The sequence below is a fragment of the Xanthomonas hortorum pv. cynarae genome, from assembly GCF_002939985.1.
Lineage (GTDB): Bacteria > Pseudomonadota > Gammaproteobacteria > Xanthomonadales > Xanthomonadaceae > Xanthomonas > Xanthomonas hortorum_D.
The window spans coordinates 19030-31653 of record NZ_MDFM01000025.1; the positions used below are offsets into that span (position 1 = coordinate 19030).

6 protein-coding genes are annotated in these 12624 nt (G+C 64.9%); 4 read left to right on the forward strand and 2 right to left on the reverse strand.

Features of this window, described 5'->3' with window-relative positions; genetic code table 11:
- The first annotated feature begins 99 nt into the window (after window positions 1-99).
- Both XcyCFBP4188_RS16360 and XcyCFBP4188_RS16365 read left to right on the forward strand, forming a co-directional pair.
- Window positions 100-1572: a cellulase family glycosylhydrolase gene (locus XcyCFBP4188_RS16360; protein ID WP_104592449.1), complete on the forward strand. Its 1473-nt coding sequence runs from the start codon at window positions 100-102 to the stop codon at window positions 1570-1572.
- A gap of 307 nt (window positions 1573-1879) precedes the next feature.
- Window positions 1880-4009: a methyl-accepting chemotaxis protein gene (locus XcyCFBP4188_RS16365; RefSeq protein WP_174705856.1), complete on the forward strand. Its 2130-nt coding sequence runs from the start codon at window positions 1880-1882 to the stop codon at window positions 4007-4009.
- A gap of 880 nt (window positions 4010-4889) precedes the next feature.
- On the opposite strand, the gene XcyCFBP4188_RS16375 is transcribed toward XcyCFBP4188_RS16365, so the two are convergent.
- On the reverse strand, window positions 4890-7595 hold the full coding sequence (locus tag XcyCFBP4188_RS16375) for a PAS domain S-box protein (RefSeq protein ID WP_104592450.1): 2706 nt from the start codon (window positions 7593-7595) through the stop codon (window positions 4890-4892).
- A 111-nt stretch (window positions 7596-7706) separates the two neighbouring features.
- Here XcyCFBP4188_RS16375 and XcyCFBP4188_RS16380 point away from each other — a divergent pair, with 111 nt between their 5' ends.
- Window positions 7707-10586, forward strand: a complete 2880-nt coding sequence (locus tag XcyCFBP4188_RS16380) for a M16 family metallopeptidase (RefSeq protein WP_104592451.1) — start codon at window positions 7707-7709, stop codon at window positions 10584-10586.
- 147 nt (window positions 10587-10733) lie between these two features.
- On the opposite strand, the gene XcyCFBP4188_RS23220 is transcribed toward XcyCFBP4188_RS16380, so the two are convergent.
- Window positions 10734-10931, reverse strand: a complete 198-nt coding sequence (locus XcyCFBP4188_RS23220; protein WP_174705855.1) for a hypothetical protein — start codon at window positions 10929-10931, stop codon at window positions 10734-10736.
- 123 nt (window positions 10932-11054) lie between these two features.
- Here XcyCFBP4188_RS23220 and XcyCFBP4188_RS16390 point away from each other — a divergent pair, with 123 nt between their 5' ends.
- Window positions 11055-11984, forward strand: a complete 930-nt coding sequence (locus XcyCFBP4188_RS16390) for a GAF domain-containing protein (protein WP_043911417.1) — start codon at window positions 11055-11057, stop codon at window positions 11982-11984.
- Window positions 11985-12624: the final 640 nt, after the last annotated feature.

Genomic DNA, 12624 nt, shown 5'->3' on the forward strand with positions numbered 1-12624 from the left:
CTTTTCTGTGGCTGGGGTCACGCCACATAACACGACCGCAGACCAAGATGCCCCCCTCACCGCACCCGGGTGTCGGGTCGGTCTTCCAGGGAGATCACCATGTCCATTTTCAGGGCTGCAAGCACGCTCGCACTGGCTACGGCGTTGGCGCTGGCCGCCTCACCGGCCTTCAGCTACTCCATCAGCAACAACAAGGTTGTCGACGACACCGGCAAGGTGGTCCAGCTCAAGGGCGTCAACGTGTTCGGTTTCGAGACCGGCAACCATGTCATGCATGGTCTGTGGGCGCGCAACTGGAAGGACATGATCATCCAGATCCAGGGCCTGGGCTTCAACGCCGTGCGCCTGCCGTTCTGCCCGGCCACGCTGCGTGCCACCACCACGCCCAGCAGCATCGACTATGGCCGCAACCCCGATCTGCAGGGCCTGACCTCGCTGCAGATCCTCGACAAGGTGATCAACGAATTCAACGCCCGCGGCATCTACGTGCTGCTGGATCACCACACACCCGATTGCGGCGCCATTTCCGAGCTCTGGTACACCAGTTCGTATTCCGAAGCGCAGTGGCTGGACGACTTGCGCTTTGTCGCCAACCGCTACAAGAACGTGCCGAGCGTGATCGGTGTGGATCTGAAGAACGAACCGCACGGCGCCGCCACCTGGGGCACCGGCAACGCGGCCACCGACTGGAACAAGGCCGCCGAGCGCGGGTCGGCTGCGGTGCTGGCCGTGGCGCCAAAGTGGATCATTGCGGTGGAAGGCATCACCGACAATCCGGTGTGCTCGACCAACGGCGGCATCTTCTGGGGCGGCAATCTGCAACCGCTGGCCTGCACACCGTTGAACATCCCGGCCAACCGTTTGCTGCTGGCGCCGCATGTGTACGGACCGGACGTGTTCGTGCAGTCGTACTTCAACGACAGCAACTTCCCCAACAACATGCCCGCGATCTGGGAGCGTCACTTCGGCCAGTTTGCCGGCACCCACGCGCTGCTGCTGGGCGAATTCGGCGGCAAGTACGGCGAAGGCGATGCGCGCGACAAGGTGTGGCAGGACGCACTGATGAAGTACCTGCGCAGCAAGGGCATCAACGAAGGTTTCTACTGGTCGTGGAATCCCAACAGCGGCGACACCGGCGGCATCCTGCGCGACGACTGGACCAGCGTGCGCGAAGACAAGATGCCCCTGTTGCGCACGCTGTGGGGCACGGTCAGCAGCACCACGCCGACGCCGACGCCTACCCCCACACCGACTCCCACGCCAACGCCAACGCCGACGCCCACTCCGACTCCGACTCCGACTCCGACTCCGACCCCCACGGGCAGCTTCAGCACCAAGGTGATCGTGGACAGCAGCTGGAGCGGCGGCTCCTGCAATCGCGTGCAGGTCACCAACACCGGCACCGGTAGCGGCACCTGGTCGATCTCGCTGCCTGTCAGCGGCACCGTCAACAACGCCTGGAATGTCACCTGGTCGCAGAGCGGCAGCACGCTCAAGGCCAGCGGCGTGGACTTCAATCGCACCCTGGCAGCGGGTGCAACCGCTGAATTCGGTTTCTGCGCGGCCAGCTGAGTGCGGTGAGGCGGGCACGCCGCGCGTGTCCGCCGTTGTGCTACACGCTGCGGGCAGTTTGCAATGTAAGGATGCAGGTGACGGGTATCGATCGATGGATCCATGCCCGCCACCTGCATGACCTCGTAGGAGCGCCCTCGGGCGCNTCCTACGTTGTATCGGCAGCTATCGCATTGGTGCATGATCTGCCCCGCTCAAGCAGACGCTGCCGCAATCAGCATTCAACCCGGATGTGAATCAGCCGATATCCATGTCATAGCGCCCTGCGCGCGTTTTGGATGTCGTTGCCATGCCTGTTGTGTCGCTATTGCGTCGTCACGTTGCCAATCTCCCACTCACCCGCAAGTTCGTCCTGCTCTGCGCGCTACTGACCGTGGGTGTGATCCTGCTCGCGGTGGCTGCGGCGCGCCTGCAATATCTGGATCTGGTGGAGGCGCGCAAGCTCAGCGTCAAGACCGAGGTCGAGATGGGTCTCACCGTGATGCAGCACTATGCCGACAAGGTCAAAGCCGGCGAGTTGACGGTCGAACAGGCCAAGGCAGCGGCAAGTACAACGCTTGCCGACATGCGCACCAACGATGGCGTGGATTACTTTTTCATCGTCGATCCGCAGATGCGCATCCTGATGCATCCCAAGCGCGCCGTCGGCACCGACATGAGCGATTACAAGAGCGATGCCGGGCAGTACGTGTATCGCGACATCAAGACTGCGATCGAGCGTGGCGACGGCTTCAGCTATTACAACGCACCCAAGCCGGGTAAAAAAGAACAGCTGCCCAAGATCAGCTATGCCAAGACCTTTCCGGCCTGGAACTGGGTCTTGGTGATGGGTGTGTACGCCGAAGACATCCAGGTGCAGGCCTGGGGCTTCACGCGCACCTTGACGCTGATCGGCGGCGCCTTGGTGGCGATGGTGATCGGCCTGTGCTGGTTGATCGCCTCGGCCATGGCCGCGCCGCTGCGTGCCGCATCGCGCACCGCCGAGGCGATCGCCTCCGGCCGCTTCGACAACGATATCCGGGTCGAATCGCGCGATGAAACCGGCCAGCTGATGCACAGCATGCAGCAGATGCAGAACCAGCTGCAGCGCTTCAACGGCGAGATGCAGACCATGATCCGACTGCAGCAGGGCGAGAACATCGCACACCGCATCCCGGAAGATTTCCCCGGCGATTACGGCACGCTGGCGCACGGTGTCAACACGGTGGTGTTCGAGCATCTGGATGCCATCAACGAAGCGATGGATGTGATGAGCGACTACGGCCGTGGCGATCTGCGCCGCGATATGCGTCGCCTGCCCGGCCAGCGCGCGGCGCTGCACGAAGCGTTGGACACGGTGAAGAGCAACCTGTCGGCGATCAACAGCGACATCGCGCGCCTGGCCGACGCGGCCGCGCGTGGCGATTTCTCTGCACGTGGCGAGCAATCGCGCTACCAGTTTGCGTTTGCGGAAATGGTGCAGGCGTTGAACCGTTTGATGCAGCAGGCCGATGCAGGTCTGGACGATGTGGGCCGCATCATGGCCGCCATTGCCGATGGCGATCTGTCGCAGCGTGTGGAATCGCATTACGAAGGCGCGTTCGGCCGGCTGGCCGATGCGGCCAACCGCACCGCGATCCAGCTGACCAGCATCGTGCAGGGCATCCAACACTCGGCCGAGATGATCAACACGGCGGCCGGCGAAATCGCCAGCGGCAATGCCGACCTGTCCACGCGCACCGAGCATCAGGCGGCGAATCTGGAAGAAACCGCCGCATCGATGGAAGAACTGACCTCCACCGTGCGCCAGAATGCCGACAACGCGCGCCAGGCCAACCAGTTGGTCAAGGGCACCGGCGATGTCGCCGAAAGCGGCGGCCGCGTGGTGCAGGAAGTGGTCAGCACCATGCAGGCAATCACGCAATCGTCGGCGCGTATTTCCGACATCATCGGCGTCATCGACGGCATCGCGTTCCAGACCAATATCCTGGCCTTGAACGCGGCGGTGGAAGCGGCACGCGCCGGCGAGCAGGGCCGTGGTTTTGCGGTGGTGGCCACCGAAGTCCGCGCCCTGGCGCAGCGCTCGGCGGGTGCAGCCAAGGAGATCAAACAGCTGATCTCCGACTCGGTGGAAAAAGTCGCGCAAGGCTCGAACCTGGTGCAACAAGCCGGCAGCACCATGACCGAGGTGGTCAGCTCGGTGAAGCGCGTGACCGACATCATGGCCGAGATCACCGCCGCCAGCACCGAGCAAAGCGCCGGCATCGAGCAGGTCAGCACCACGGTAATGCAGTTGGACGAGATGACCCAGCAGAACGCCGCGCTGGTGGAAGAAGCCACGGCGGCCGCACGCAGCATGGAAGATCAGGCCGCGGATCTGACGCGCGCGGTGGCGGTGTTCCGGTTGGTGCCAGAGCAAGCTGCAATGCAACGGCGTTCGGTCGTGCAGGCGGCTTGATGGATGGATGCATAGCCACTCGCCCTGCGGGGCAAGAGGGCGCGGCTTGCGCGTCACTGGCGCGCGTGCCTGGGAACGACCGCGCCGCAAGCGCGGGCCTGTCCAAGTGCATTGAGACACAACGCATAAAGCAACCAGGACTTCGAAACGTAGCGTCGTCGAGACGCGATCCGAGGCTCAAGTCAAAAGCTTAGCTTGTCGAGGGCGCGGTGCCCTCACCGCTCGTGGGACACGCCGTGAACCCATCCCTGGGGGCTCGGTGGCGGCATCCAGGCCGCCACACGGTCCCGCAAGCGGCGAGGACACCGCACCAGAGAGTTGATCGGTAGCTTTTTAAAACCATGCACACCGACCATCTCGACGGGTCCTTGCCTGCCCACCGTCGCGGGACCTTACGCGGCATGGATGCCGCGTAAGAGCTTACATGGACGTACTTGCAGCGTGTCCCGCGATGGTGGGCGGGCAAGGGCCCTGCAGCCAGGCCACAGATCGCCCGCTCTGCAATCGACGCATCCATACCCTTTATCACCTCTCAAGACGACCGAGGTGGTGAGATTCATCGAAGGGAGTGAATATTGATGGATGCGATTGCATCGCTACTCACAAAATCCAGAAGTGCAATGCGCACTTCTGATTGACGCAGCTTTGTGGGTAAACCGTACCCTCATCCGCCCTTCGGGCACCTTCTCCCGGTGGGAGAAGGGAGTGCTCCTGATTGACGCGGTTTTATGGGTAAACCGTATCCTCATCCGCCCTGCGTGCACCTTCTCCCGGCGGGAGAAGGGAGTGCTCCTGATTGACGCGGTTTTATGGGTAGGCCGTACCCTCATCCGCCCTTTGGGCACCTTCTCCCGGTGGGAGAAGGGAGCGGCGCGCTTAACTACCGCGCGGTATCGCGCCCGGCAGTAGGTGTGTCGTTGCCGCAGCGGGCGCGTTTTGCGGCGTACATCGCTTCGTCTGCGGCGTGCATCAGGCTGGCGGCGTCGGCGTGTTGGCCGTGTTGCCAGGCGACGCCGATGCTGGAGTGGATCGGCAGGTGTTGTTCGCCGAACACGGCGCCCGCTGCGGCAGCGGTGCGAATCCGTTCTGCCACTGCCGCGCATTCGGTCTGCGGGTCTTGCAGGTCGTCCAGCAACACCACGAATTCGTCGCCGGCCAGGCGCGCCACCAGATAACGGCTGCCGGCCGCTTGCTGCAGGCAGCGGCCGAAGGCCACCAGTACCGCGTCGCCGGCGCGGTGACCGTGCACGTCGTTGATGCGTTTGAAGCCGTCCAGGTCCAGGAACATCACGGCGACCGCGCGCTGTTGTTGCTGCGCCTGGGTCACCGCGATCTGCAGCGCTTCGGACCAGGCGTGGCGATTCGGCAGGCCGGTCAAGGCATCGCGGGTGGCGCGTTCGTGCATCAGGCGATGCAGCGTCTTGTGCGCGGTGACATCGTGCGCCATCAGGAAGAACCCTTGCGCCTGCGTCGATGCGCTCTGCGTCGCGGGCACCAAGGTGATTTCCACATCGCGCGGTGTCGCGCCGCCACGTAACACGTGTTCGAAGCTGGCGCGTTGCCCGGCGATCACCTGCGCCAGCGCAGCGCGCGCCGGGTTACTGAGGTCATCGCCCAGTACCTGGGTGAGATGGCGGCCGACCAGGCTGGACGGCTCCACGCCGAGCCAGTGGCGATGCGCTTCATTGGCGAACAGGCAACGCTGCTCGGCATCGAACTGGCTGACCAGCGTCGGTGTGGCATCGCTGATCGCGCGCAGACGCGCCTCGCTTTCGGCCAGGCGTTCGGCGGCGACATGGCGTTCGGTGACGTCCTGGATCTGCGAGACGAAATGCACCGGTGCACCGCTGCTGTCGCGCACCAGCGACACCGACAACTGCGCCCAGATCACCGCGCCCTGCTGGCTGATGTAGCGCTTGGCCATGCTGTAACTGTCGCGTTTGCCGTCGATCAATTCCTGCACAAAGCACAGATCCATCTCCAGGTCGTCGGGATGGGTGATGGTCTGGAAGGTGGTGCGCAGCAACTGCTCGCGCGGATACCCCAGGATGCTGCACAGCGATGGATTGACGTCGCGCCAGGCGCCGTCCCGCGAGACGATCGCCATGCCCTGCGGAGCGGTTTCGAACGCGCCCCTGAAGTGCTCGGCCGCCAGCTGCGCGGCCGCCTGCGCCTGCAGCTCGGCAGTGACGTCGATGGCCATCGCCAGATAGCCGGCCAGTCCTTGCTGGGCGTCGTGGATGACGTTGAAGCACAGCCGTACCCGCCGCAGCCCGCCGTCCTTGCGCACCAGGGTCCAGATTTCTTCTTCGAGCACATCGCCTGCGGCAGCGGCGGCCAGCTTGATGTACGACGGCGGCGACAACGCAAGCGTGGCCATGTGCCGTTCGAGCTCGGCCGGCAGATGGAACTGCGCAGGGCAGCGGCCCAGCACTTCGTCCGCTGCGTAGCCCAGCAGGCGCTCGGCGCCGGGATTGAACAATTCGATGCGCCCGTTCGGGTCGAAGGCGATGATCGCCACGTCCTGCGAGGCATCCACCAGCGACTGCAAGCGCGCGCGCTCGCCCGCCAGCGCAGCCGAGGCGTCGCGCAACTGGGTGATGTCGTGCATCACGCACACCGCACCCAATGCGGCGCCCTGATCGCTGACCACCGGGTCGGCATTGCACAACACGCTGCGCGCGCTCTGGCCGGTGGCACGGATCACCATCTCGGCATTGCGCACGTGCTCACCGCGCCAGGCACGCACCAGGGGAATGGCTTCGGTAGGCAGCAAGGTACTGCCGTCGGCAGCGTAAAGGTCGAAATGCTGCGCCCATTGCACCGGCGGCAACAGGCGCGGATCGGTGCCATGCCATTGCCGCGCGGCATGATTGAACTCGCGCAACAACCCCTCGCTATCGCAGGAAACCACGCCGTCGGGCATGGCTTCCAGCAAGCGGCTCAGGGTCTGCCGCTGCGCCTGCGCGGCCAAACGGTCGCGGCGCGCCTCAAGTTGATTGGCGGCCTGGCGTGCCAGCCGGATCAGCGCCTGTTTCTGGTTTTCGTCGAGGACCCGCGATTTGGTGCTGAGCGTGCACAAGGTGCCGTACGCATAGCCCTCGCGGCCGATCAGCGGCACGCCCACATAGGAGCGAATGCCCGGCGCGGCGGTGACCAGCGGATTCAGTGCGAAGCGTGGATCGGCCTCGGCATCGGGCACCTCCAGCAGCTCGGTACCCATCACCGCGTAAGAACAGAACGACACGCTGCGCGGGGTGCCTTCCAGATCGGTGCCGCAACGCGCCTTGAACCACTGGCGGTCGGCATCCAGCAACGACACCAGTGCCATCGGCGCGCCGCTGACGTGCGCGGCCAACCAGGCGATGTCGTCGAATTCGGCTTCGGGCTCGGTGTCCAGCACCCCCAACCGACGCACGGCCTCCACGCGCAAGGCGTCGTTGGCGGGCATCGGCACGGGCGGCAACAGGACGGTCATGGCGTGATCGGCAGGTAGCGTCTGGTCAAGGTAGGTCGCCCCAAGTAACGGCGAGGCGAGGATCAACTTGAGTCGAGCGCGGCCGGGTCCGCTTACACCGCATTTCAGATCTGCGGCCTGTCTTGGGGCACGGCAGCCGCAGCGACACTGCCAAACAGCATTTGCGGCGCCGCCAACCAGCCACTACCCTCGGCCGATTGTCCTGTTCTGGAGTGTCACATGCTGCGTCCGCTGTCCCTGTTGATCGCCGGTGTACTCGGCGTCGCTGCCGGTACCGTTGCCCCCGCCGTCGAAGCCGCCCCGGCCAGCCTGTCCAAGCCCGCGGCCAGCAGCGCCATTCCCGAGATCGGCTACACCCGCTTCACCCTGCCCAACGGCCTGACCGTGGTGGTGCACGAGGACCACAAGGCGCCGGTGGTGGCGGTGAGCATCTGGTATCACATCGGCTCCGGCGACGAGCCGGCCGGCAAGACCGGCTTTGCGCATCTGTTCGAGCACCTGATGTTCTCCGGCTCGGAGAACAACAAGGGCAGCTATTTCGCCCCGTTCGAGAAGGTCGGCACCACCGACATGAACGGCACCACATGGTTCGACCGTACCAATTATTTCGAAACCGTGCCGACCACCGCGCTGGATACCGCGTTGTGGCTGGAATCGGACCGCATGGGCCATCTGCTCGGCGCGATCGGCCAGGAAGAACTCGACACCCAGCGCGGCGTGGTGCAGAACGAAAAGCGCCAGGGCGAGAACCGCCCGTATGGCCGCGTGGACCAGAACATCCTGTCCAACCTGTTCCCGGCCAACCACCCGTATCAGCACGACGCCATCGGCTCGATGGAAGATCTGGACGCGGCCTCGCTGGCCGACGTCAAACAATGGTTCAACGACAACTATGGCGCCGCCAATACCACCCTGGTGCTGGCCGGCGACATCACCGTGGCGCAGGCGCGCGCCAAAGCGCTGCAGTACTTCGGCGACATCCCGTCCGGCAAGCCGGTGGCACGTCAGCAGCCGTGGGTGACCCCGCTGGCCGCGCAGAAGCGTGGCGTGCAGCACGACCACGTCTCGCAACCGCGCATCTATCGCACCTGGGTCGCGCCGCAACTGGGCACCGATGCAATGATCCAGCTGGACCTGGCCACCGCCGTGCTCGGCGGTGGCAAGACCTCGCGGCTGTATCAGCGCCTGGTCTATCAGGACAATCTGGTCGACGACGTGTCGGCGTCGATCCAGGCCTTCGCCTTGTCCAGCCAGGTACAGATCCAGGCCGATGTGAAGGACGGTGTGGACCCGGCCAAGGTCGAGGCGATCATCGACGAGGAACTCAAGAAATTCATCGCCCAGGGTCCCACCGCCGACGAACTGCAGCGCGCACAGGTGGCCTACCGCGCCGGCTTCGTGCGCGGGCTGGAAAAGGTCGGCGGCTTCGGCGGCAAGGCGGTGATCCTGGCCGAGGGCCAGGTCTACCGCGGCGACCCGGGCGCCTACAAGCAGGATCTGCAACGCGGCCAGGCCGCCAGCGTGGACAGCGTCAAGCAGGCCGCTGCCAGCTGGTTCGGCAAGGGCGACTATCTGCTCACCGTGCTGCCGGCCGGCAAGGACTTCGACCCCGCCGCCGAAGACAAGGCGGTGGTCGCACGTGGCAACGAACCCGGCAAGCCGGCACCCAAGCTGCCGGCCGCCGGCAAGTACAAGATCACCGCCGCCGCGCTGGACCGCAGCAAGGGCGTGCCGGAGACCAGCCAGTTCCCCGATCTGCGCTTCCCGCAGTTGCAGCGCGGCAAGTTGAAGAACGGCATCGAGGTGATCCTGGCCGAGCGTCACACCATCCCGGTGACCCAGGTGGAGTTGCTGTTCGATGCCGGTTATGCGGCCGACCAGGGCAAGAAGCTGGGCACCGCCAGCTTCAGCGCCGCGCTGATGAACGAGAGCACCGCCGCGCTGGATTCGGTGGAAGTGGCGCAGCGCCGCCAGCGCCTGGGCGCGATCACCGCGGTCGGCTGCGATCTGGACAGCTGCAGCGCCTCGCTGGACGCGCTCAATGATCAATTGCAGCCCTCGCTGCAATTGTTCTCCGACATCGTGCGCAACCCGGCCTTCAAGGCCGCCGACATCGAGCGCATCCGCAGCCAGTGGCTGGCCGGCATCGCACAGGAAAAGACCCAGCCCAACAGCCTGGCGCTGCGGGCACTGCCGCCGTTGTTGTTCGGCCAGAATCATCCCTACGGCATCCCGCTCACCGGCAGCGGCACCGAGGCGGCGATCAAGAGCCTCAACGCCCAGGACCTGCAGGCCTTCCACAGCCAGTGGCTGCGTCCGGACAACCTGCGCATCCTGGTGGCCGGCGACACCACGCTGGCGCAGATCATTCCGCAGCTCGATGCCGCCTTCGGCGACTGGAAGGCCCCTGCCACGCCGTTGCCGAAGAAGAACCTGGCCAACGTCGCTGCGCAGCCCAAGCCACGCGTGTATCTGATCAATCGCCCGGACGCGCCGCAGTCGGTGATCCTGGCCGGCCTGCTTGCACCGTCCACCAAGGCGCCGGACAACCTGGCCATCGGCGTGGCCAATGGCGCCTTCGGCGGCACCTTCACCTCGCGCCTGAACATGAACCTGCGCGAGAACAAGCGTTGGGCCTACGGTGCCGGCACCCGCATGCTGGATGCGCAGGGCCAGCGGCCGTATCTGTTTTCGGCACCGGTGCAGACCGACAAGACCGCCGAGTCGGCCAACGAGATTCTCAAGGAAGCCACCGCGATCATCGGCGACAAGCCGCTGACCACCGAGGAGATCGAGAAGATCAAGAACCAGCGCATCCGCGCCCTGCCCGGCAGCTTCGAAACCACCGGCGCGGTACTGGGTGCGATCGAAGGCATCGTGCAGTTCGACCGCCCGGACGATTACGTGCAGACGCTCAAGCCGCGCCTGGAAGCGATCGACCAGCCGGCAGCGCAGAAAGCCATCAAGGAAATCATCGCGCCCAAGGCGATGACCTGGGTGATCGTGGGCGATCTGAAGAAGATCGAAGCTCCGGTGCGTGCGCTCAAGCTGGGCGAGGTGCAGGTGCTAGACGTGGACGGCAAGCCGGTCAAGCGCTGAGGGCGATTGACCCACCGGCTGCGCTGCTGCCAAGCGGCGCGGTCGGGTTGTGCGGCGGTGGGATGTCTCCAGACGCACGGACAGGACGCCTGCACGTGACTGCGTGCAGGCCGATCAGAGGAGGCTGCAAGGGCGCAGCCCGCCGCTTCAGGTGACATCCGCGCCGCCATGCAAGCATTGGCGTTCGGCGGCGGCAGGCAAACTTGCCGCATCCATGCCCGCTGGTGGCTCGCCGTGCGCGTAGTGGTTGCGCGGATCATCCGCATCGGACCTGTCGCCCAGGTGCAGATTGTTGAACAGATGCACCTGCCCATCGCGCAGCCGCGGGCCGTGCGCGGCAACCACGTTGCTGCACCTTCCCATGCGCGTTGTCAGGTCACGCCAACGCACCTGGCCAATATCCACGCCGCGTTATCGGCAACGCCGGTATCGTGGCATCTTCTCGCTCGCGCTTGTCTGGCTTATTCAATGAAAGAAATGCCCATGGCTGACGAAGCCTCTCGCCAACAGGTTCTGGATGGCTACCGCATCGTAGACAGCCTGCCCGAGGACACCTATCAAGACGTCGTGCAGGTGGCGGCTTCGTTGTGCGGCACGCCGATCGCACTGATGTCGCTGGTCGACCGCGACCGCCAGTGGTTCAAGGCCCAACTGGGTCTGGGCATGCAGCAGACCGATCGCAGCCAGGCAGTGTGCGATCACGCCATCCGTAGCCCCGAGCACCTGATGGAAGTGCACGACCTGACCAAGGACACGCGTTTTGCCGATGTGTCGGTGGTCACCGGCGAAACCGGTGCGCGGTTCTACGCCGGCATGCCGCTGGTCACCTCCGACGGCGTGGCATTGGGCACCGTCTGCGTGCTCGACACCGAGCCGCGCACGCTCACCGAGATTCAACGCACCGGCCTGCAGGCCTTGGCGCGCGTCACCATGCGCCTGCTGGACGAGCGCAAGCGCGAATTGCAGCTCGAGCGCGAGGCGATTTTGCAGCCGGTGGCGCAGGTTGCCATCCAGGCCAACGCCGAGACCGGCTACTACCTGGTCATTCTGGAAGTGCAGGAGCTGGCAGCGCTGGTCGAAAAACAGAGCGAACGGCTGCTGGGCCGCGCCTTGCAACAACTCGATCAGGCCCTGGCCGCGCATGTACAAGCCAGCGGGGACAGCGTAGACCGCGTCACCGAAAGCGCGGAGTTCATCGCCGTGCTGCGCGGCCCCGATGCCGAACAGAAGCTGCAGGGCCTGCGTGACATCGCCCAGCAACAACACGCGCTCGGGCTCACCGTGCTGATCGGCGAGGCGCAGGCAACCCGTGGCGATGAACCGATCGGCCAGGTATTCCTGCGTGCGGAAGTGGCGCTGAGTATCGAAAAAGACCGCTATCGGCAGAGTCTGGCGTAGGGCGACTCAGATAAGAGTACGGCTCAGTAAAAGTATTGCGTGGACAGACTCATAGCCTGCTGTAGCGCTCGGATTGGCCCTATGTAGCGCTGGGATTGGCGTTATGTAGAGCTCGGATTGGGCTGTTGTGAGGCGGGCGTCGCCGTGATTCGACTCCTGACGGCCATACGCGGCTGGGCGGCTGGGCGGCTGGGCGGCTGGGCTGGGCTGGGCTGGGCTGGGCTGGGCTGGGCAGTTGGGCGCATGCAGGCATAAGGGCAAGAGCGGCTGGTCCCTTCTCCCATCGGGAGAAGGTGGCGCGCAGCGCCGGATGAGGGTGCGGTTGCCAAGCGATCGTGCGGCGCCTGGTGTGCAAGCTCCTGCAAACCCTGGCTGGCTCCAACCAAAACACATCACTCACTCGTCGGTTTAGAGCGGCTGGAAGGTGATTGAACGGTGTGGATGCGTCGGTTTCTAGAGCGGATGATCTGCGGCTTGGCTGCAAGGCCCTTGCCCGCCCACCGTCGCGGGACACGCCGCAAGTACGTCCGTGTAGGCTCTTACGCGGCATCCATGCCGCGTAAGGTCCCGCGACGGTGGGCGGGCAAGGACCAGTCAAGAATGTCGGTGTGCATGATTGCGAGCAGTGCATTAGTGCGTT

Excerpts from the sequence above, each read along its gene's own strand:
- XcyCFBP4188_RS16390 (WP_043911417.1), top strand. The coding sequence starts at position 11,055 with ATGAAAGAAATGCCCATGGCTGACGAAGCCTCTCGCCAACAGGTTCTG.
- XcyCFBP4188_RS16380 (WP_104592451.1), top strand. The coding sequence starts at position 7,707 with ATGCTGCGTCCGCTGTCCCTGTTGATCGCCGGTGTACTCGGCGTCGCT.
- XcyCFBP4188_RS16360 (WP_104592449.1), top strand. The coding sequence starts at position 100 with ATGTCCATTTTCAGGGCTGCAAGCACGCTCGCACTGGCTACGGCGTTG.